The following is a 21,524-nucleotide window of genomic DNA, read 5'->3' on the forward strand; positions in this document are numbered from 1 at the left end:
ATAGACGGCGGACTAGGGCGACCGTAACAGTCTGGCAATCTGGCGGCAACCGTTTGCCAACTTTTGCCACGTGTGCTTGTCTGTGCCCCGTGGACAACCCTGGGTCACCGAAGCGCGCCCGCCCGGTCACCATCACCGACATCGCCGCGCTCACCGGGGTGGCACCGTCCACGGTCTCCCGGGCCCTCACCCGGCCCGGTCGGGTCAACCCGGCCACCCGGGAGCGGATCGAGGCGGCGGCCCGGGAGCTGAACTACGTACCCAACTCCCAGGCCCGGGCGTTGACCTCCGGCCGGACCCGGACGGTCGCCGTACTCGTCTCCGGGGTCACCAACCCGTTCTACTTCGGCATCATCCGCGGCACCCAGCAGGAGTTGAAGGCCGCCGGGTACGCCCACCTGCTGATCGACGTCGAGGACTCCGGTGAACTGGAGACCCAGATGCTGCACCGGATGCGGCAGTCCCTCGACGGCGCGATCCTGGCCGCGTCCCGGCTCTCCGAGCGGGAACTGATCGGCCTCGCGGCGGAGATTCCGCTGGTCACGGTCAACCGCGAGGCGCGCGGCGTGCCGAGCGTGGTGATCGACACCCCGGCCGGGATCGGCCAGGCCGTGGAGCACCTGATCTCGCTCGGGCACCGCGACATCGTCTACGTCTCCGGCCCGGAGCGGTCCTGGCCCAACGAGGCCCGCTGGCACGCCATGCGCGCCACCGCAGCCGGCCACGGCCTCCAGGTACGCCGGGTCGGGCCCTTCCCGCCGGAACGACCCTCCGGATCCGCCGCCGCCGACGCCGTGGTCAACACCCGGGCCACCGCCTGCATCGCCTTCAACGACCTGCTCGCCATCGGCATGCTCACCCGGCTGCGCGACCGGGGTGTCCGGGTGCCCGACGACCTCAGCGTGGTCGGCTGCGACGACATCTTCGGCGCCGACTTCTGCCACCCGCCGCTGACCACCCTCACCGCCCCGATCGACCAGGCCGGCCGGGTCGCGGTGGCCATGCTGCTGTCCCGGCTCACCGAACGGAGCGCCCCGCACCCGCTGCGCCGCTCGGTGGTGCTCCCCACCCACCTCACCATCCGGCAGTCGACCGGACCGGCCCCGGCCGGCACCGACCGCCCCTGACCGGCCGTCCCGACCACCTGACGCGGCGACGCCGGGCCGCGCCAGTCGCGCGTACAACAGGAGTTCGATGCCGGATCGTCGATGTCGCGACACCTGTAGATAGACCGATTTCACTGGAATCAGTACCTTTTCACTGCTGCCCGCTATCGGTCTACCTTGGAGGTTCGGTATGTCCAGGCGGTTGACCGCCCTACTCGCACTGGGCGCCCTCGTCGTGACAGGTCAGGCGGTCGGCACCGCCGCCGCACACGCCGGCGAGCCCCTGATCAGCATCGTCGACATCCCGTTGGACGCACCCGAGGCCCCCAATCTCGCCGGCCAGGGACAACTGGCGGTGACCCTGTTCAGTACCGCCACGGTGGACGCCAGCCGAATCGACCCCGGCACCGTCCGGCTCGGCCCGATCACCTCGGTCGACGCCCGCAACGGTGCGGCGGTCGCCCAGTGGGTCGGCGGCGGATTCCTCAGCACCGTGACCGACGCCAACTCCGACGGACGGTCCGACCTGCGGCTCTTCTTCGACAAGGAGGCGCTGCGGGCCACCGGGCACCTCAGCGCCGCCACCACCGCGCTGACCGTCTCCGGCCAACTACCCGACGGCCGGCTGGTGCGCGGCTCGGACACCGTGGCGCCCGCCGTCGTACTCGAAGTCAAGTTCGCCGAGACGGCGGCGGTACGCGGCACGGACCGCGCGCTGCGCAGCGAGCGTGGCCGGGACCTGGGCCCGGTCCGGGCGGTCCTGGACCGGCACCGCGCCGTGGAACTCGGCCCGCTGCTGCCGGAGCAGACCCTCGGCCAGCTCTCCGGACTCGCCGCGACCGCGAAGGCCCGGTCCGGTCGGGCCACCCCCGACCTGGCCTCCTGGTATCACCTGACCCTGCCCGCCGGGGCGGACGTGTCGGCGGCACTGCGCGACCTGCTGGCCCTGCCCGACGTGGCGTACGCCTATCCGGCGCCGGAGGCGGCGCCGCCACCCGCCACCCCCGACTTCACCTCGATGCAGGGCTACCAGCGGCCGGCACCGCAGGGCGTCGACGCCGACTACGCGCGCCAGGACCCGCGCGCCCGGGGCGCGGGAATCCGGATCGTCGACCTGGAGTACGACTGGAACCCGTTCCACGAGGACCTCCAGCTCGACTGGTCCAGCGACCTCGGCGGTACCCAGTTCCCCCGCAACACCAGCTTCGCCGACGAGCACGGTACGGCGGTCTTCGGCGAACTGGTGGCCCAGCCGAACGGGTACGGGGTGACCGGCGGCGTGCCGGACGCCGACATGTTCGGCATCTCGCCGATGCAGCGGCTGAGCAGCGGCCAGACCAGCTACCGGCCGGCGGCCGCGCTGTCGCACCTCGCCCAGTTCCTCCAGCCCGGCGACGCGGTACTCATCGAGCAGCAGACCGTCGGCCCGAACGGCGGTACCCGGTACGTCCCGGCCGAGTGGGTGCAGTCGGTGTTCGACGCGACGCTCCTACTCAGCCAGCTCGGCGCGGTCGTGGTGGCCACCGGCGGCAACGGGGGCGAGAACCTCGACGCTCCGGAGTTCCAGGGCCGGTTCAACCGGTCGGTCCGGGACTCCGGTGCGATCATGGTCGGCGCCGGCTCCAGCACGAACCGGTCCCGGCTGAGCTTCTCGGTCTACGGCTCCCGCCTCGACCTCCAGGGCTGGGGGCAGAACATCACCACCACCGGCAGCAACGGCAACCTCCAGGGCGGCACCAGCCCGGCGAACCTCAACATCCGCTACACCCGGTCGTTCGGCGGTACCTCCGGTGCCGGCCCGATCGTCACCGGCGCGGTGGTCGCGATCCAGTCCTACCTCAAGGCGACCGGCCGCCCGGTGATGACCGCCACGGCGGTGAGCAACCTGTTGAAGAGCACCGGCACCCCGCAGGGCGGCGACACCGCCCAGCGGATCGGGCCGCTGCCGAACCTCCGGGCCGCCCTCGCGGCCGTCCCGCCGTCGCGGGCGGTCTCGACCTCCCCCGCCGGCTGACGGCAGGCGGTCGCCCGACGTAGCCGAGCCCTACAACGCCGATTCATGGATACCCGCCGACTCCTTTGGCTGTGCTGGCGGGGTGACGGACGGGCCCATGCCCCGGTCCGGAAGCTCGATACCGGCCGTGGCGTACCACAACGCCGAGACGGAGGCCGGGAGGTCATAGCCGGGTCGCCAGCCGAGCAGGCCGGCCGCGGCGCGGGTGTCGGCGCATGCCCAGGAGGCGCCGCCCGATCGGGAGGTACCGGGCGGGCCCGGCTCCTCGACGATCCGACCGGTGAAGCCGGCGGCCCGGGCCAGCAGTTCCACCGCGGTCCGGGTCGGCACGGCACGGCCGCTGCCGATGTTGAAGACTCGTCGGGGCAGCGCCGGGGTGCGTACCGCAGCCCGGACCGCGAGCGCCACGTCGCGGACGTCGACGAAGTCCCGGTAGGCGTCCAGGCTGCCCAGCACGATCCGGTCCTCGTCCCGGGCCAGCGCCTGGCGCAGCAGTACGGCGGCCCGGCCGAGGACGTTGCCGGTGGGCAGGCCGGGGCCGACGGCGTTGAACACCCGCAGCACCACCCCGTCGACCCGGCCGGCCTGGGCGGCCAGCTCGACGAGCCGGGTACCGGCCAGATGGCTGACCCCGTGCGCGCTGCCCGGCCGGGCGGCAGCGGATTCCTCGACCACCGCACCGACCGGCATCGGCCCGTACTCGCCGGCGGACCCGATCCGGACCAGCCGGGCGCGGGGCGCGCCGACCGCGACCGCCTCGACGAGTTTCGCCGTCACCAGGGTGTTCGCCAGCACGAGTTGCTCGTCGGTGCCGTCCAGCGCGCCCGTACAGTTCACCACCGCGTCGGGTGCGACGGTCCGGACCAGCCGGGTCAGCTCACCGGGCTCGACGGCGCCGAGGTCGCATTCCATGCGTCCGGGGCAGCACAGCTCGGCGTCGGGCGCGAGTACGGCCCGGACCTGCCGCCCGACGAATCCGGACGCTCCGAACAGGAGTACGGTGCTCACACCGGCTCCGGCACAGTCGAGGGCAGCAGCGGCGGCCGGAGCGTCTCGAAGGACCGGTTGGCCTCGTCGTAGTCCTCAGGCCAGCCGATGTCCAGCCAGTAGCCGTCGAAGGCGTAGCTGGCCGGCAGCCGGTCCTGGGCGATCAGGTCGAGCATGAGCTGGTCGAAGCCGAACGCGAGTCCGGCCGGGTAGGACTCGATCGCTGCGGCGGAGAGGCCGTAGACGGCCATGCTGACCCAGTAGTCGAGGGTGGGCTTCTCCTCGAACCGCACCACCCGGCCCCGCTCGGTGGCCAGCACCACAAAATCGATCTTGATCGTACGACCGTCCCGGGGAACACCACCGGTTCGCCGGAGATGGCCGCGTGGATGAACCTCGGGTTCACCGCCCCGCCCGATCCGGTGCCGCCGGATCCAGGATGGACGACTCGACGAGTTCGACGTCCTGCCCGCCCAGGTTGCCGCCCCGGCCGGTGGACAGGTCATCGACGACCCGAACCTCGGTGATCGCCGGATCCCGCAGGGCGGACTCGACCAGGTTGGAACCGATGAACCCGGCCCCGCCGTTCACCAGAAGTCGCATCCCGACCCCCTCCCTCTCCACAGGCGCAGCACCGGCGCGCGGTGTGGTCGGTTTCCGGCTCCCGGGCGGAGGGGTGAGGTACCGGGGAGCGGCAGCGCTTGACGAACGCCAGGTTACCGGCCTAATTACCCCTTCACGGTATTTTTGAGCCTTTTTTCGGTGTTTTCCGGCTCGGCGCCTGCCCGTCCGTCCAGCCGCCACCGCAACAGTGTCCAGGCTCCGATCGAAAGCGCACGGCGGGGCCGGCCACCGAGGTCAGGTCAGCGGTTCCCCGTTGACCCGGCGCGGAATGCCGAGCGGGTTCGCCGCGCGCAGCGCCGCCGGCAGCAACTCGTCGGGCATCCCCTGGTAGGCGACGGGACGCAGGAAGCGGCGCAGCGCGGTGACCCCGACCGAGGTGTGCAGCGAACCGGTGGTCGCAGGCCACGGCCCGCCGTGCTGCATCGCCCAGGTCACCGCCACCCCGGTCGGCCAGCCGTTCCAGATCACCCGGCCGGCCCGCCGGGCCACCAGCTCGACCACCCGGGCCGCCACCGGATCGCCGGCTCCCTCGCCGTGCACGGTGGCGGTCAGCGCGCCGGGTACGACGGCCAGCGCGGCCAGCAACTCCGCCTCGTCGGCGTACTCGACGAGCAGGGCGGCCGGGCCGAAGCACTCCGCCAGCAGCTCGTCGGCGTGCCGGACGAGGTCACCGGCCGAGACCGCCAGCAGTTGTGCACCGGCCCGGTAGCCCGGCTGGTCGACCGGGGCGCGCGGCACCACCGTGCGTACCCCGGGCACCTGGGCCAGGGCGGCGGCATCCTCCTGGTACGCGTCGCGGATCCGGGCGTTCAGCAGCGGGCCGAACGACGCCGCGGCGACCGCCTTGCCGAGTACCCCGTCGAGTTGGTGCCCGGCGGGCAGGAAGAGCAGGCCGGGCTTGGTGCAGAACTGGCCCGAGCCGAGGGTGACCGAGCCGACGAACGCCTCGGCGATCGGGTTGCCCCGGGCGGCGAGCGCCGCCGGGGTGACCACGGTCGGGTTCAGCGAGCCGAGTTCGCCGTAGAACGGGATCGGGTCGGGCCGGCCGGCGGCGAGGTCGGCCAGCGCCCGCCCACCGGCGGCGGAGCCGGTGAAGGCGCCGGCCGCGATCGCCGGATGGGTGATCAGGGCCCGGCCGGCCGCCATCCCCCGGACCACGGCGAACGTGCCGACCGGGGCGCCACCCTCGGCGAGCGCGTTGGTGACCAGCGCGCCGCACAGGTCGGAGAGCCCGGGATGGCCGGGATGCGCCTTCACCACCACCGGGCAGCCGGCGGCCAGCACGCTGGCCGTGTCGCCGCCGGGCACCGAGAAGGCGAGCGGGAAGTTCGACGCCGCGTAGACCGCGACCGGACCGACCGGGACCAGCATCCGGCGCAGGTCCGGTCGGGGCGCCGGCAGCGCGCCCGGGTCGGGCAGGTCGATCACCGCCTCCAGGAACGACCCGTCGAGTACGGCGTCGGCGAACATCTCCAACTGCACCCGGGTCCGGGTCAGCTCGGTGTGCAGCCGGGCGGTACCGAGGCCGGTCTCGGCGTCGCCGAGCGCGACGATCTCGTCCCGGGAGCCCTCCAGCGCGGCACCGATCCGGCGGAGCAGTTCCGCGCGGGTGGTCAACGGCAGTGCCGCGTACGCCGGGGCGGCGGCGGCCACCAGCCGGCAGACCGCGTCCAGTCCGTCGGTACCGGTGTGCGGCACCGGATCACCGGTCGGCGCGCCGGTGTACGGGTTCATCGGCTGGTCGGTGTCCATACCAGTCTCCGTCGGGGCAGTCGGGGTCACGGGGCGAGTACCAGTTTCCGCAGCATGCTGTCGAGGGTGGCGGCGTCCACCCCGCCGGGCCAGCCCCGCAGCAGCGTGCCGCCCTTGGCGACGAGCACCACCGCCGGTGGCTCCCGGACCGCGTACGCCCGCGCGACGCGCTGGTCCGCGTCGACGAGTACCGGATATTCCACCCGGTGCTGGCGCAGGTATTCCTGGAGGGCGTCCGGCTCGTCCTCGCCGGCCACCCCGACGAAGACCACCCGGTCGCGGTGGCTGCGGGCCAGCTCACTGAGGCCGTCCTGCCGTTCGACACAGGTGTTGCACCAGGAGCTGAAGAAGGTCAGCACCACCGGCCGGTCGGCCCACAGTTCCGCCGTCGCCAGCGGGCTGCCGTCGGTGAGCGTACCGGTGACCTTCGGCGCGGCCGGCAGGTCGGTCGGGGCCGGTCGCAGCGCCAGGTCGGCCGGCACCGGACCGGGCAGTACGGCGGCGCCGCCGGCCACCGGGGTCGGCTCGGGGTCGGCGCCGTCACCGGTGCAGCCGGCCGCGACCAGCGCGACCAGCGCGGCGATCCCGACCACGGCGGCGAGGCGACGTCGGCGCATCACGCCTCCCCACCGCGCTCGTCGGCCCGGTGCGACCACGCGCGGCACCGACGACCGGGGGTCACGACGGCACCACCGCTGTCGGCCCGGTGCGACCACGCGCGGCACCGGCGTCCGGGGGTCACGACGGCACCACCGCGACCAGCGCGGGTCCCTCGCTGTCGTCCCTGGTCAGCGGGATCGGCCGGCGGTCGTCCACGATCAGCCGGTACGCGTCCCGCTCGGCCACCGAGACCGGGACGGCGAACTCGCAGAACGTCGGGATGCGCGGCACTTCCAGGTCCTCCTCGAAGGTGCGGACCGACTTGCCGGCCGGCAGTTCGCCCTCGGCCAGCGTCGCGCCGTCGCCGTCCACCACCCGGTAGGCGGCCCTGTTGTGGAAGTAGGTGTACGGCCCGGTGCCGGCGCACTCGACGCCCTCGGGCCGGATGTTGATGTCCCGGACCAGCACCCGGACGGTCATCGCGGCGCGCGGCTCCTCGTCGTCGCCGCAGCCGGCCAGCGGTGCGAGCAGCAGCAGCGGCAGTGCGGTCAGCAGGTGGCGGTAGCGGAGCCGCCGCATCGTCCCTCCGGGATGGTCGGAGCGAGGTGCCCGGGAGGTGGCGCCGTGCGCGCCACTCCCCGGGCGTCCCGCCGAGCGCGTCAGGACTTCTGGACGCGGCACTGCTTGGTCACGGTCTTCGTCGGGTCGCTCTCCGAGGTGGCGGTGAGCTTGACGACGCCGGTCTGGGTGGCCGACGGGGTCGCCCCGACCGAGACCCGGACCGTGCTGGACTTGCCGAACCCGGCCGTGGCCAGTGCGTTCGGCACCTCCACCCGCCAGCCCTTGCCGCCCACCGAGGCGGAGAGCCGGTACACGTCGGACTTCAGGTATGCCGTCGCGTTCTCCGGGTGCGCCTGACCGCCGGCCGCGTACGAGCCGGTGTTGGTCAGGGTGAAGGAGCAGGTCACGCCCCGGTTGGTCGGCCGGGTCGCGGTGGTAACCTCCCCGTTCGACAGCGCCACGCCGTGACTGCTCGGCCCGGCGCCGTCGAGCGACCGCACCGCGACCGTGTACGACAGCACGCCGTCGGCGTTCCGCTTCAGGTCGAGTACGTAGAAGTGCAGCCGGTTGGCCTCGTCCACGTACTCGTACTCGCTGCCCGACCGGGTGCCGGCGTGGAACAGCGCGTCGGAGAGCTGCCGGTAGTCCCCCATGGTGATCTTCTGCGGGGTGCCGTCCGGCTGGTAGAAGTCGATCATGTCGATGTCCTGCGGGTTGGCGTCGACCACCCAGACGAAGGGAGCGCTGTCGGCGTTCTTCGTCTTGGAGACCAGCACGCCGCTGTCCGGGGTGAACGAGTCCGCACCCATCCGGTCCACGACCTCGACCGTGTAGTTGTTGTACGCGCCGCCGTCGCAGAGCGGGTTGGTGCTGGTGTCGCAGGCCGGCGACCGGTCCCGGTTCATCGCGATGTTGATCCCGGTGAGCCCCTTCGGACCGGCGTCCACCGCCCGGGCGGTCACCGTCGCCACCACCATGCCGGAGGTGGCCAGCGCCTCCCGGCTCAGCCGCAGCAGGTTCTCCTCACCGAGCAGACCGATCTTTATCTTGTCCCGCACGGTGTGCAGCGAACCCATCGAGCCGCCGTTGACCGGTGGGATCTGCCACCGGGTGTGCGGTCCGCCGGGCCCGTTGAACGAGCCGCGCGACATCATGCTCCAGATGCCGGTGTACGCCCGCCGCAACGGCGTGCCGTACGGGTTGTTGTAGTTGTCCCCGATGCTGAGCAGGTGGCTCAGCTCGTGCGCGTACACGCCCATGCCGGAGCTCTCGGCCTGGGTCGAGGAGCCGCCACCGGCGTTCGGCCAGATGGTCGACGCCGCCTTCCAGGAGGTCCACTCGACATACCGGGTACGCGCGTGGTTCGGCAGGTTCGGGTCCGGCGGACCCCACGCGTCCGGTACGTCCTCCTTGGTCTGGAACATCATCTGGCCGAACTCCTGCCAGGTGGACGACTCGTCCTGCCCGGCGGAGAGGATGAAGACCAGCTCGAACGAGTTGGCCACCTCCTCGCCGACCGCCGCCCGCCAGGCACCCAGCCCGTCGGTCCGGATGTTCTTCGCGCACTGCTCGCCACTCGGGCAGGCGCCCGGGTTGAAGCCGTTGTCGATGCCGTACTGGTAGGACTTCGCCGGCATCTCGTACGGGCCGAACCCGGTCAGGTCCACCCCGTACCGGCCGTTGGAGTCCTGCATCCAGTACTCGTGCAGGGTGTGGCCCTTGTTCAGGCCGTTCGGCTTGTTGAGGAAATCGGTGTAGAAGGTCGACACCTGGTCACGCGGGATGTTCGCCGCCGTCGACTGGGGGTTGCCGAAGACCGTCGACCGGGCCCGCTGGGTGACCACGAACGGCTGGTCCGGGTAGTCGAGGGTGACCAGAGCGATCTTGAAGTTGCGGACCGAGCCGGCCACGGTCGGGTCGGCCCAGTTCGTGTTCGGCGGGGTGACGTAGTCGTCCCAGGTCATCCCGTCCGGGTTCACCCACGCCTGCGGGTCGAGTACGTCGAACGGGCCGTTGCCGCCGGCCGGGTTGCCCGGTGCGGCGGCGGCCGGCGTGCTGGCGGCGCCGACGATCAGCGCTGCCGCGAGCGTCGCGGCCAGCGTCGACCGCCACGCCGTGCGTCTGGTGGACAGTAGGTGCATCCAGTCACCTCTCGTTCTCCTTCGGGGCGCCGGCGGCGCTCCACTCAGGTGCGCGGGACGCTGGCCTGGTCGTCCGGCCAGTTGGGGGTTCCGTCCCGACACCTCGGGCCCGATCATCCATGATCACGCCGACGCGAATCTATGCGGCGCGACCCGCGGCGTCACCCTACAGATGTCGCCGGGTACCCCGACCGGTTCCGACACCTGCCGAAGCCGGTCCGGCCCGGACCAGCCGAAGCCCTCCGGCCCGGACCAGCCGAATCGGGCGGACCGGGCCGGGTGGGCCGGATCCGGATCGGACCGATCAGATCCGGATCGGACGGACCAGGCCGGGTGGGTCAGATCTGGAAGCCCTCGGGGAACGGGTCCTCGGGGTCGAGCAGATATTGCGCGGTGCCGGTGACCCAGGCCCGGCCGGTCACCGTCGGCACCACCGCCGGCAGCTCGCCAACCGTGGTGGTCTCGACCAGCCGGCCGGTGAACCGGGTCCCGATCACCGACTCGTTGACGAACGGCGTGTCCAGGTCGAGCAGGCCCCGGGCGTGCCGCTGGGCCATCCGGGCCGACGTGCCGGTGCCGCACGGCGACCGGTCCACCCAGCCGGGATGGATCACCACCGCGTTGCGGGCGTCCGCGCCGTCGGTGCCGTCCTGCACCACCTGGACGTGCCGGCAGTCGTCGATCGCCGGGATCGTCGGGTGCCGGGGCGGCGCCTGCTCGTTGATCGCGTCCATGATCCGCAGCCCGCGCCGGATCAGCTCCGGCACCGCCGCCGGCTCGACCGGCAGTCCCAGGTCGGCGGCGTCCACGATGGCGTAGAAGTTGCCGCCGAACGCCATGTCGTAGCGGATGGTGCCGATCTCCCCGCCCACCTCGACCTTCCGGTCGGCGGCGAGCAGGAACGACGGCACGTTCCGCAGCGTCACCCCGGTCGCCCGGCCGTCCCGGACCGCGACGTCCACGCTGACCAGCCCCGCCGGGGTGTCCAGCCGGATGGTGGTGACCGGCTCGACCACCGGCACCATCCCGGTCTCGACCAGCACCGTGGCCACCCCGATGGTGCCGTGCCCGCACATCGGCAGGCAGCCGGATACCTCGACGAACAGCACCCCGACGTCGGCGTCCGGCCGGGTCGGCGGCTGGAGGATCGCCCCGGACATCGCCGAGTGACCGCGCGGCTCGAACATCAGCAGCCGGCGCAGCCCGTCCCGGTCCCGCTCGAAGAGCCGCTTGCGCTCCAGCATGGTGTCGCCGGGCAGCACCCCGACGCCACCGGTGATCACCCGGGTCGGCATCCCCTCGGTGTGCGAGTCGACGGCGTGCAGCACCAGCCGGCTACGCATCGGCGTCGGCCTTCAACGCCCGCTCCATGTCCTTGGTCACCTGAATCCGGGCCGGCTCGGCGAGGCTGCCCCGGGGCGGCCGGCACGGGCCGCCGTACCGGCCGGCCAGCTCCATGCCGAGCTTGATGGCCTGGACGAACTCCGGCTTCGAGTCCCAACCGAAGATCGGGTGCAGTTCGGTGTAGAGCGGCAGCGCCGCCGCCAGGTCACCGGCCCGGCACCGCTCGTAGAGGCGTACGGAGAGCCGGGGCAACGCGTTCGGGAAGCCGGCGATCCAACCGGTGGCCCCACAGACCACCAGTTCCAGGAGTACGTCGTCGGCGCCGGCCAGCACGTCCAGGTGCGGGGCGAGGTCGCGGATCCGGTGCAGCCGGCGTACGTCCCCGCTGAACTCCTTCACCGCCACCACGCCGTCCGTCTCGGCGACCGACGCCAGCAGTTCCGGGGTGAGGTCCACCTTGGTGTCGAACGGGTTGTTGTACGCCACCACCGGCAGCCCGACCGCGGCCACCTCCCGGTAGTGCGCGAGCACGTCCACGTCCCGGGCCGCGTAGGTGTTCGGCGGCAGCGCCAGTACGGCGTGCGCGCCGGCCGCCCGCGCCTGCTCGGCCCAGTGCCGGGACTGCCGGCTGCCGTACCCGCCGACGCCGGGTACCACCGAGAAGCCGGCCGGGGCCGCCTCGACGGTGGCGCGTACCACGTCCGCCCGCTCGGCGTCGGAGAGGTTCTGGTACTCCCCCAGCGAGCCGCACGGGGTCACGCCGTGGCAGCCCTCCTCGGCCAACCACCGGACATGCTCCTGGAGCCGGTCGAAGTCGACGGAGAGGTCGTCGCGGAACGGCGTGGGGATGGCGACGACGACACCCTGCCAGGGTTTGCGAGCAGTCAACGCGGTGGTCCTTCCTCGGCGACGATACCCAGCGGTACCGGCATGACAATCTGACGCTTGGCGAAGTCTTCGAGCGGCTGGTCCCGGCCGGAGGCGGCGGCGAGCAGGCAGGCGGCGGCCCGGCCGCACACCCGGCCCTGGCACAGCCCCATCCCGACCCGGGTGACGAGTTTCAGCGCGCGGATGTCGTCGAGGCCGTACCCGGCGACGTCGGCGCGGAGTCGGCCGGCGGTGACCTCCTCGCACCGGCAGACCACGGTCTCCGGACGGAGCCAGTCGGTCCAGCCGTCCGGCACCCGGTGCACCCGGTGCATCGCGGCGGCGAACCGGCGCTGCCGGGCGGTCCGGCGTACGACCGGTGTGCTGGCCCGGGCCAGTCCGGCGTCGTCCAGCAGGCCCAGCCGGTGTGCGGCGGCGAGTCCGGCCAGCCGGCCCTCCTCGACGGCCAGGTCCGCCCCGCCCACCCCGGTCGCCTCCCCGGCCACCAACACCCCCGGTACGCTGCTGCGACCCAGCTCGTCCACGCTGACCACCAGGCTGCCGTCGGCCGGGTCGGTCCGGGTGGCACAGCCGAGCGCGACGGCGAGGTCGACCGACGGGGTGAAGCCGTATCCGACGCAGACCGCGTCGACCTCGACGTTCCGGGTCAGCTCGCCGGCCCACCAGTCGGCGTCCACCCGGCGCACGGTGGCGCGCAGCCCGCTGCCGTGCTCGGCCACCTCGGTCACCGCCTGGCCCCGCCACAGCGGTATCCGGTGCCGGCGCAGCGCGGCGAAGTGCCGGGCCGCCTCGGCGAGCTTGCCCGGTGCCCCGGCGACCGCCAGCGGGTGCCGGGACCAGCGGCGCAGCGGCGCCGCCTCGACCACACCGGCGACCTCGGCTCCGGTCGAGGCCAGCCCGGCCGCGACGACGAGCAGGAACGGGCCGGTACCGGCGACCAGCACCCGCCGGCCCACCAGCACGCCCTGGCCCTTGGCGAGCGCCTGGGCGGCCCCGGCGGTGACGACGCCGGGCAGGTCCCAGCCGGGGAAGGGCACCACCCGGTCGTACCCGCCGGGGGCCAGCACCACGACGGGCGCCGCCAGGGTGCTCGGGCCGGCCGGGCCAGACAGCCGCAGGGTCGCCCCGCCGGTGCCGTCGTCGGCCGGTTCCGCCGACCAGACCTGGTGCCCGGAGCGGACGGTGACCCGGGGGTGTGTGCCGACCCGGCGCAGCAGGTCGGCGAAGCGGGCCGGGTGCGGGGCCGGCCGGACGCCGTCGACGGTGGGCTGGCGCAGGTACTGTCCGCCGGGCCGCTGGCCCAGGTCGAGCACGGTGACCTCGGCACCGGCCTCCGCTGCCGCGAGCGCGGCGGCGAGCCCGGCCGGACCGGCACCCACGACCGCCAGCCGACCCGTTCCGCCGCCGCTCATCCGGCTACCTCCCCTTCGCTCGGCCCTGGACCGAGCACATCCTCGGACCCGACCCCGTTTCCGGCACCGACCCCGTTGCCTCCCGGCTCCTGTCCGGCGGGCGCCGCGCCCGGTGGTGGCTGTCCGGCGGGCGCCGCGCCCGGTAGGCGCCGGCCGGCGGGGGCCGCGCCCGGCGAGGGCTGGCCGGCGTGGACCGCGTCCGCAGGATGCTGGCCGGGTTCGGCCGTGCCTGCGGTGGCCCGACCGGTGTCGACGGTGTCGCCGGGCGCGGCCGGGCGCAGGCAGGCCCGCACGCCCGGCTCACCGTTGCAGACGACCAGGCAGTCGAAGCAGATCCCGATGCCGCAGAAGACGCCGCGCGGCCGGTCGGCGAACCGGGTCCGCCGGGTCGTCCGGCGGCCGGCGGCCAGCAGTGCCGCCGCCAGGGTCTGGCCGGCGCGCACCGGTACGGGTTCGCCGTCGACGGCGATGGTGAACTCCGCCGGCCGACTCGGGTCGGGCCGTGGTAACCCACCCGGAACGTCGGCGCGGCTGGCGACGGGCTCAGGCGGCGGCACCGGCGGTCTCCACTTCGGACGAGAACCGGGCCGGGTCGAACGGCTCCAGCGGCAGGTCGGGCCGCTCACCGGTCAGCACCTGGGCGACCAGGTGCGCGGTGGCCGGCGCCAGCCCGATCCCGGCACCCTCGTGCCCGTGCGCGTGTACCAGGCCGGGTATCCGCGGGTCGGTGCCGATCACCGGCAGGTGGTCCGGGGAGAACGGTCGGAAGCCGTGGTAGACGCGCATCGCCCGGACCGCCGCCAGCGCCGGGAAGAGCCGTACCGCGCCCTGGGCCATCCGGCGTACCGCCTCGGCGTTGTGGCGCCGGTCGAAGTCGACCAGTTCCCGGGTGGCGCCGATCAGGATGGTGCCGGCCGGGGTGCCCTCGACGACCGTCGAGGTCTGCAACCCGGCGTCGCCGCTGGCCACGTTCGCCAGGTAGTCGGCCGAGTAGACCTTGTGCCGGACCAGCGGCGGGACCGGCTCGGTGACCAGGATGAAGCCCCGGCGCGGCGCGACCGGGGTGTCGGCGCCGGCCAGCCCGGCGAGCTTGCCGGCCCAGGCCCCGGCCGCGTTCACCACGTGTCCGGCTGCCACCGGACCGGCACCGGTCCGCACCCCCACGACCCGGCCGTCGTCCCGGAGCATCCCGGTGACCTCGGTGCGCAGCCGTACCTCGGCACCGTGGTCCCGGGCGGCGGCCAGCAGTGCAGCGGTGGCCTTCGCCGGCATGAGCTGCATGTCCTGCGGGTAGTAGAGGCCACCGGCCAACTCCGGGGTGATCGCCGGTTCGCGCTCACGCACCCCGGCCGGGTCCAGCAGTTCGACCAGCACGCCCGCCGCCGACTGCGCCCGGGCGGTCTCCCGCAACCCGGCCAGCCCGGCCGCGCCGTCGGCGCCGGGGCCCACCCCGGTGACCACCAGGCCGCCCTTGGCCTCCAGCTCGATGTCGCCGTACCGGTCGCCGAGTTCGGCCGCCCAGCGCCGCCAGAGACCGTTGCTGAACAGCGCCAACTCCAGCTCGGGGCCGGGCAGCTTGTCCGAGACCAGCAGGTTGCCCTCGCCGGAACCGGTGGCCCCGGCGACCAGGCCGGCCCGCTCCAGTACGACGACCGTCAAGCCCCGCCGGGCACAGGCGTACGCGCAGGCCGCGCCGACGATACCGGCGCCGACCACCACCACGTCGAAGCTGCCCGCCATGCCCTTCCCTCCCGTGAGCCGGCTGGACCACCTCCGCGCACCGGTCGGGGCGCGGGAGGCGGTCCAGCGGTCCGTTCCTCCGCTACCGGTTAACCCGGCAGGGCTCCGCTAGCGGTTCACCCGGCAGGTGGCCGTCGCCGTCCGGCTCGGATCGCTCTCCGAGCGGGCGGTCAGGGTGACCCGGCCGACCTGGGTCGCCCCCGTGGTGGCGGTGGCCACCGCCTTGACGTTCACGGTCCGACCGAACTCGGCCGTGGTCAAGGCGTTGGGCAGGGTGACCGTCCAGCCCGCCCCGCTGACCGTGGCGGAGAGCCGGTAGACGTCCCCGCGCAGGTACGCCGAGGCGTCCTCCGGGTGCGCCTGCCCACCGGCGACGTACCGGCCGGTGTTGGTGACGCCGAAGGTGCAGGTCGCGCCGCCGCCGGTCGGGCTGCCGGTGGGGCTGCCGGAGGAGGCGGCCGTGACGCCGCGTACCGAGTTGCCGGCCCCGTCCAGGTGCCGGACCCCCAGGGTGTACGACAGCACCCCGTCCGCGCCGAGCTTCCGGTCGATGACGTAGAAGTGCAGCCGGTTGGCGGTGTCGACGTACTCGTACTCGCTGCCGGAGCGGGTACCGGCGTGGAACAGCGCGTCGTTGAGCTGCCGGTAGTCGGCGACGGTCCGCTTCACCGGGGTACCGTCCGGCTTGTAGTAGTCGACCATGTCGATGTCCTGCGGGTTGGCGTCGACGACCCAGGTGAAGCAGGTGTAGCCGCAGGTGTTCGTCTCGGCGTCCTTGTTCTTGGCCAGCAGTACCCCGTTGTCCGGGGTGAACGAGTCCGCCCCGATCCGCTGCACCGTCTCCAGGCTGTACCAGTTGTAGACCGGGCTGCCCGGGCAGAGCGGGTCGGCGTTGCTGTCACAGGCCGGGGTCAGGTCCCGGTCCATCCCGATCCGGACGCCCTGGATGTCCCGGGCCGCCGGTACCGCCGTCCGGGCCTTCACGGTGACCACCGCGACGCCGGTGGTGCGCAGCGCCTCCCGGGAGAGCCGCAGCACCTGCGCCTCGTCGATGTGCCCGAGCTTGAGCTTGCTGCGCAGGGTCTGCCCGGCCGGCATCGCCGCGCCCTGGGCCGCCGGCACCACCCACCGGTTGTGCGGGCCGCCCGGCCCGTTGAACGAGCCCCGGTCCATCACGTCCCAGGTCCCCGACCCGACCCGCCGGTACGGCGACACGTACGGATTGTTGTTGTTGTCGGCGATCCCGAAGGTGTGCGCGATCTCGTGCGTGATGGTGCCGGAACTCTCGCCCTGCCGCATGCTCGACGAGCCCCAGAGCTGCGCGCCGGCCTTCCAGGAGGTCCAGTCGACATAGCGGGACCGCACCCAGTTCGGCAGGTTCGGGTCCGGCGGGCCCCAGGCGTCCGGCACGTCCTCCTTGGTCTGGAACATCATCTCGCCGAACTCCTGCCAGACCGACGTCTCGTCGTAGCCGGCGTAGACCCGCAGCACCAGGTCGAACCGGCTGCGCACGTCCGAGCCCTCGGCGGCCCGCCAGAGCGTGTCCACGTCCGCGTCCAGGTTGCCGTTGCAGGTCGAGCCGGCCGGGCAGCCACCACCGTTCTGCCCGATGTCGTTGAGCCCGTACTCGAACTGCTTGCGGGGCAGCCGGTACGGGCCGAACGGGGTGAACTCCACCCCGATCCGCCCGTTGGTCTGCTCCATCCAGTACTCGTGCACGGTGTGGCCGTGGTTGAGCGTGCTCGGCTTGCCCCAGAAGTCGGCGTAGAACCGGGACACGTCGGCCCGGGCGACCGGGGCGACCTGCGGGTTGCGGAACGGGTCCGAGCCCCGGTTCTGGGTGATCACAAACGACTGGTCGGGATAGTCGGCGGCGACCAGGGCGATCCGGAGCTTGCGCTGGCTCGGCTGCCGGGTCGGGTCGGCCCAGCTGGCGCCGGGCACCGCCCGGTAGTCGTCCCAGGTCATCGTCTCCTGGTCCTGCCAGGTCTGCGGGTCGACCGGGTCCAGTGCGGCCCGGGTACCCGGCCCGGCCTGGGCCGGTCCGATCCCGGGTCCGGTCAGCAGGGCGGTCGCGGCGACGACCGCGACGACCGCGGTGAACGCCCTGCGGAGCTGGTCTGTGCGGGTAGCGCGGCGCAACGCATCTCCTTCGGGTCGGGGTGCTCGAATCCGTGCTGAGCAGGCTGAGGAGGATGGGGCGGATCGGATCGGGTCGGGCGGCTCGGCTCAGTCGGGGCGGGGCGGGGCGGGGCGCGGGAGGTGGCGCCACGGTCGGTGGATGTCGCAAGCACGGTAAGGACATCGACGTTTCCGGGTCTTCGGACAGATGCAGGAAGCCCGCTGGGCGGATCAGGACTTCTGTCGGGACTTGTGCCGTACGCCCCGAACCACTTGCGTACCGGGCCGGTGTCGTCGGAGGGTAAGGACCGGTGGTGCCCGACGTCGGTGCCTCCGGCGGAGCAGGCCGCCCGGCCCCGGCCACGAGGAGGATCAGCGAAGGCATGCACACGGAGCTGCAACGCATCGTCGACGCGGTGGCGGCCCGGGTGGGCCGGCCGGCGCTGATCGAGGACCGCCGGCAGCGGGTGGTCGTGTACAGCGAGCACACCGGACTGATGGACGACGTACGCCGAACCTCCATCCTGCGCCGGCACACCACGCCCGAGGTCATCTCCTGGTTCCACGACGTGGGCATCATGAAGGCCCGTACGCCGGTCCGCACCCCGGCCTGCCCCGAGCTGGACCTGCTGCCCCGGCTCTGCGTACCGATCACCCACCACGACCTGCTGCTCGGCTTCGTCTGGTTCATCGACGCCGACGGCGGCATGACCGACGCCGACATCGAGACCGTCACCCGGGCGATGTCCGACCTCTCGCTCGCCCTCTACCGGGAGAACCTGCTCGGCGAACTGGCCTCGCAGCGGGAGGCGGAGGCGGCCCGGACGCTGCTGGTGGACAGTCCGGAGATCCGTGCCGAGGCGGTCCGTTCGCTGCTCGCCGAGGGTGTGGTCGCGGCCGACGGGCCGGCCAACGCGGTGGTGGCGCAGCTCGTCCCGGCCCGGGGGCAGGTGCTCGACGAGGTGGCCCGGATCGCCCTGGAACAGATGCTGGTGGCGACCCGCCGCTGGATCGGGGTACGCGAGGCGCTGCACCTGATCCGGCACGACCAGGGCGTACTGCTGATCTCCGGTGGTCAGGGCGCCGGCCGCCCGTCCGCCGAGGCGACCGCCAAGCACCTGAGCGAGGCGCTGCACAAGGCGACCCGGAGCCTGCCCTCGGTGGCCCGGGTGGTGGTCGGGATCGGCGAGCCCCGCCCCCGGCTCGCCGACGTGGTGCACGCCTACGACGAGGCGCTCCAGTCGGCCCGGGTGGGTGGGCAGCTCTCCGCGCTCGGGCCGATCATCGCCTGGTCGAACCTCGGCATCTATCGGATGCTGTCCCGGATGAACGGCCAGCATCTCGACGTCGCGGGCGTGCACCCGGGGCTGGAACGGCTACTCCGCGACGACTCCAACCAGGTACTGCTGGAGACGCTGGAGGCGTACCTCGACCTTGCCGGGAACGCGCACGCCACGGCAGAGCAGCTACGGCTGCACCGGACCACGCTCTACTACCGGCTGCACCGGGTGGAGCAGCTCGCCGAGACCGACCTCAAGGACGGCAACGAACGGCTCTGCCTGCACCTGGCGCTGAAACTCGGCCGGCTCACCGGCCACTACCGACCGGCGAACTGACCCCCGGCCCGGCCCGCGCGCCGGGCGGCCCGGGTCACCCGCACACTGCGGGCGGTCACCCGCGCACTGCCTGAGGGCACCCGCGCATTGCCGGAGGGCACCCGCGCACTGCCGGACGGGCGACCACCTGGTTCACCGGCCGACCGGGGAGCGGGCGGCTGCCCGGACCAGGGCGGAGCGCTGCCGGGCGGTGATCACCTCGGCGGCGACGAGCCGGTCGGCGACCTCGGTCACGTGCCGGACGAACCGGCCGTGGTCCGGCCACTCCTCGGTGTCCAGGACGTGGTCGTTGACGGTGCAGGTGCCGGCCAGCGCCCGGTTCGGCACCCCGCTGTCGATCCCGCCGACCACCACGGTCGGCCGGGTGTCCGGCTGGGCGCAGACCGGCATCGCCAGCGGCCCGCCGACGACGGGCAGCTCGACCGAGGTCCGGGCCAGGTCGACGGTGAGCACGGTGCCCGGCGCGGGGTGCAGGGTGAACTCGTGGTCGGTCGACCAGATCATCAGCCCGATCCGCGCTCCGGCGGGGACGACCTGGTCGTCCGGCTGCAACGGTACGGTCAGCTCGACGAACCTGCCCGGCTTGAGCGGGGTGCCGTGTCGCAGCGAGCGGTGGTTCTGCGGGTCGGCCCAGCCCCGGGTGATGATGCTGGTCGTCGCGCCCCGGGTGCTGGACTCGCAGTCGGCGGCACCGGTCCAGGGCAGCCGGACCAGTGCCACCGACAGGTTCGCCGCCGGCCTGCTGGCCGCCAGCCGGAGCCGGACCTGCGGGGTGCCGGAGATGTGCACCGGGGCGCTGAGTTCCGGGGTGACGTAGAGCAGCCGGTTCGGCGAGACCTGGCTGGCCAGGGTGCCGGCGTTGCAGGCCAGGTTGCCGGCGTCGACGAGCTGCTCGGTGCCACTGTCCGCCCGGGCCAGCGAGGTCAACCCGCCGGCCGTGTCGCCACCGCGTTGCAGCGTCAGGCTGACCGGCGCCGCCGCCGGGTTCGGATAGTCGGCGTACGGGGTGAGCTGGCTCGTTCCCGTCTCGTTGCGGACGATCCAGGCGCGCGGATCGTCCTCGACACCGTTGCGCACTCCGTAGAGATAGCGGGTGAACCACCGGTTGCGCAGGTCCAGCGGTGGCGCCCCGCCGTGCCCGCCCTGGTGGAAGTACGCCTGCGTCGGGGTGCCCTGTGCCTTCAGCGCGTCGAGGATCCGGACGCTGTGCTCGGGTACCACGTTCCAGTCGTTGAAGGCGTGGGCCATCAGGGTGGCCGCCCGGACCCGGCGTACCGAGGGCAGGTAGTCCCGGCTGGCCCAGAAGTCGTTGTAGTCGCCGGTCGCCCGGTCCTGGTACCGGTTCATCTCGTCGACCCGGACGTGCTGGGCGCAGTACTCCCGGCGGTCCGGATAGCCGCTGCTGATGTAGTCGAAGAGGTAGTCGATGTCCTCGCCGACCCAGCCGCCCGGGTTCCGGACCAGCCCGTTCGACCGGTAGTAGTGGTAGTAGGAGGTGTTCGGCGCGATCGGGATGATCGCCTCCAGCCCCCGTACCCCGGTGGTCGCGGCGGCCAGCGGAAGCGTCCCGTTGTACGACGTACCCGTCATCCCGACCCTGCCGGTCGACCAGCCGGTGGCCGAGACCCGCTGCCCGCCCTCGACGCTGGTGTAGCCGCTGGCCCGGCCGTTGAGCCAGTCCACGACCGCCTTCGGGGCCAGCGACTCGTTGGCGCCGCCGACTGTCGGACAGCCCTGGGACAGCCCGGTGCCGGGCGAGTCGGAGTGCACCACCGCGAAGCCGCGCGGTACCCAGGTGTTGACCTCGCTGGTCGACACGGCGGTCCGGTCCGCCCGGTGCGGGATCGGCGGTGGTGAGGTCCGGGCCGGTGGCCGCTGACCCAGCTCGGTGTTGACGTTCCAGAAGTACTGCCGCTGGGTCGAGGCGGTGCCGGCGTAGTACGGGCTGCTCTCGTAGACGACCGGGACCTTCAGCCCGGCGGCGGTCGGCGCCGGCCGGGTGACGTCCACGTGCATGCGGTCGCGCCGGCCGTCGCCGTCGGAGTCGAACTCGGTCTCGACCCAGAGCCGCTCCCTGATCCAGGTCGCGGGGTCGGCGAACTCGGGAACGACCTGGGCCTGCCCGTCGACGAAGACCGGCCCGACCGGGGGCGGATCGGCGGCGGCGGGCCCGGCGATCCCGGTGGCGGCGGCGAGCGCCACCAGTGCCGGTACGACCAGCAGGGCGCAGGTCCTGCGCCGCGTGCTCCCACGTGTCATCGTCCATCACCCCAGGTCAACGCGGCGCCCGGCGAGTACTCCGGACGGCGCCGACGCGCGTCGGTGCACTGTGGAGCGTGCGGTGCCGACGAGCGGGGCGAGCTGCCGTCCGGTGAGCCGACCGTATCGGGCGAGATCATTCCCCGAAACCCGACACCTGACGGAACTTCGGCCGTCGCGGCCCGTCAGACCGTCGGGGTCCGGTGCCGACGGTGCACCGCGTCGACGCGGTTGATCCGCATCCGGCTATTGACCCGACGCGACCTGTGAGCGCTAACATGCTCTGCACCGCCGGATCTTCCGGCTTCCCGCCACGAGAGTTCGACGTCGACGCGCCGCCGCCCGACGCACGGCGGCGC

Annotated in this window: 17 protein-coding genes; 3 read left to right on the plus strand and 14 right to left on the minus strand. The window is 73.2% G+C overall.

Annotated elements, in window-relative coordinates:
• The first annotated feature begins 89 nt into the window (after positions 1-89).
• Both Pma05_RS01080 and Pma05_RS01085 read left to right on the plus strand, forming a co-directional pair.
• Complete coding sequence (locus Pma05_RS01080) at positions 90-1,127, plus strand: LacI family DNA-binding transcriptional regulator (protein ID WP_203855323.1); 1,038 nt, start codon at positions 90-92, stop codon at positions 1,125-1,127.
• A gap of 169 nt (positions 1,128-1,296) precedes the next feature.
• Complete coding sequence (locus Pma05_RS01085; RefSeq protein WP_203855324.1) at positions 1,297-3,120, plus strand: S8 family serine peptidase; 1,824 nt, start codon at positions 1,297-1,299, stop codon at positions 3,118-3,120.
• Positions 3,121-3,150: 30 nt separating this feature from the next.
• Here the strand turns inward: Pma05_RS01085 and Pma05_RS01090 are convergent, their stop codons facing one another.
• The 13 genes from Pma05_RS01090 to Pma05_RS01150 form a co-directional block, all read right to left on the minus strand.
• Positions 3,151-4,128 carry an NAD-dependent epimerase/dehydratase family protein gene (locus Pma05_RS01090; protein ID WP_203855325.1) on the minus strand — a complete coding sequence of 326 codons (978 nt, stop codon included), beginning with the start codon at positions 4,126-4,128 and terminating at the stop codon, positions 3,151-3,153.
• Positions 4,125-4,430 carry a nucleotidyltransferase family protein gene (locus Pma05_RS01095; protein ID WP_203855552.1) on the minus strand — a complete coding sequence of 102 codons (306 nt, stop codon included), beginning with the start codon at positions 4,428-4,430 and terminating at the stop codon, positions 4,125-4,127. Before Pma05_RS01095 ends, Pma05_RS01090 begins: the two co-directional genes overlap by 4 nt.
• Positions 4,431-4,509: 79 nt before the next feature.
• Positions 4,510-4,710 carry an NAD-dependent epimerase/dehydratase family protein gene (locus tag Pma05_RS01100; RefSeq protein WP_203855326.1) on the minus strand — a complete coding sequence of 67 codons (201 nt, stop codon included), beginning with the start codon at positions 4,708-4,710 and terminating at the stop codon, positions 4,510-4,512.
• 255 nt (positions 4,711-4,965) lie between these two features.
• Positions 4,966-6,483, minus strand: a complete 1,518-nt coding sequence (locus Pma05_RS01105; RefSeq protein ID WP_239311478.1) for an aldehyde dehydrogenase (NADP(+)) — start codon at positions 6,481-6,483, stop codon at positions 4,966-4,968.
• Positions 6,484-6,509: 26 nt separating this feature from the next.
• A complete protein-coding gene (locus Pma05_RS01110; RefSeq protein ID WP_203855327.1) occupies positions 6,510-7,100 on the minus strand; it encodes a TlpA family protein disulfide reductase in 591 nt (196 codons plus the stop codon).
• A gap of 121 nt (positions 7,101-7,221) precedes the next feature.
• Complete coding sequence (locus Pma05_RS01115; protein WP_203855328.1) at positions 7,222-7,662, minus strand: hypothetical protein; 441 nt, start codon at positions 7,660-7,662, stop codon at positions 7,222-7,224.
• An 80-nt stretch (positions 7,663-7,742) separates the two neighbouring features.
• The gene (locus tag Pma05_RS01120) at positions 7,743-9,785 is read right to left on the minus strand and encodes a M6 family metalloprotease domain-containing protein (RefSeq protein ID WP_203855329.1); all 2,043 of its coding nucleotides are present in this window, start codon (positions 9,783-9,785) and stop codon (positions 7,743-7,745) included.
• Between the two features lie 338 nt (positions 9,786-10,123).
• Positions 10,124-11,128 (minus strand): proline racemase family protein, encoded by a 1,005-nt coding sequence (locus tag Pma05_RS01125; protein WP_203855330.1) that lies wholly within the window; start codon positions 11,126-11,128, stop codon positions 10,124-10,126.
• Positions 11,121-12,017, minus strand: coding sequence for a dihydrodipicolinate synthase family protein (locus tag Pma05_RS01130; RefSeq protein WP_203855331.1), 897 nt, complete (start codon positions 12,015-12,017; stop codon positions 11,121-11,123). The genes Pma05_RS01125 and Pma05_RS01130 overlap by 8 nt, the downstream gene beginning before the upstream one ends.
• A complete protein-coding gene (locus tag Pma05_RS01135; protein ID WP_203855332.1) occupies positions 12,014-13,429 on the minus strand; it encodes an FAD/NAD(P)-dependent oxidoreductase in 1,416 nt (471 codons plus the stop codon). The genes Pma05_RS01130 and Pma05_RS01135 overlap by 4 nt, the downstream gene beginning before the upstream one ends.
• Positions 13,426-13,986 (minus strand): 2Fe-2S iron-sulfur cluster-binding protein, encoded by a 561-nt coding sequence (locus Pma05_RS01140; protein ID WP_239311480.1) that lies wholly within the window; start codon positions 13,984-13,986, stop codon positions 13,426-13,428. The genes Pma05_RS01135 and Pma05_RS01140 overlap by 4 nt, the downstream gene beginning before the upstream one ends.
• A complete protein-coding gene (locus Pma05_RS01145; protein WP_203855333.1) occupies positions 13,973-15,169 on the minus strand; it encodes an NAD(P)/FAD-dependent oxidoreductase in 1,197 nt (398 codons plus the stop codon). The genes Pma05_RS01140 and Pma05_RS01145 overlap by 14 nt, the downstream gene beginning before the upstream one ends.
• A gap of 108 nt (positions 15,170-15,277) precedes the next feature.
• Entirely contained in the window at positions 15,278-17,311 is a 2,034-nt protein-coding gene (locus Pma05_RS01150) for a metallopeptidase domain-containing protein (protein WP_203855334.1), read from the minus strand.
• Positions 17,312-17,673: 362 nt separating this feature from the next.
• Here Pma05_RS01150 and Pma05_RS01155 point away from each other — a divergent pair, with 362 nt between their 5' ends.
• Positions 17,674-18,906, plus strand: a complete 1,233-nt coding sequence (locus tag Pma05_RS01155) for a PucR family transcriptional regulator (protein WP_203855335.1) — start codon at positions 17,674-17,676, stop codon at positions 18,904-18,906.
• A gap of 132 nt (positions 18,907-19,038) precedes the next feature.
• Here Pma05_RS01155 and Pma05_RS01160 read toward each other — a convergent pair whose 3' ends face one another.
• On the minus strand, positions 19,039-21,165 hold the full coding sequence (locus tag Pma05_RS01160) for a Xaa-Pro dipeptidyl-peptidase (RefSeq protein ID WP_203855336.1): 2,127 nt from the start codon (positions 21,163-21,165) through the stop codon (positions 19,039-19,041).
• Positions 21,166-21,524: the final 359 nt, after the last annotated feature.

It is taken from the genome of Plantactinospora mayteni (assembly GCF_016862935.1).
GTDB lineage: Bacteria > Actinomycetota > Actinomycetes > Mycobacteriales > Micromonosporaceae > Plantactinospora > Plantactinospora mayteni.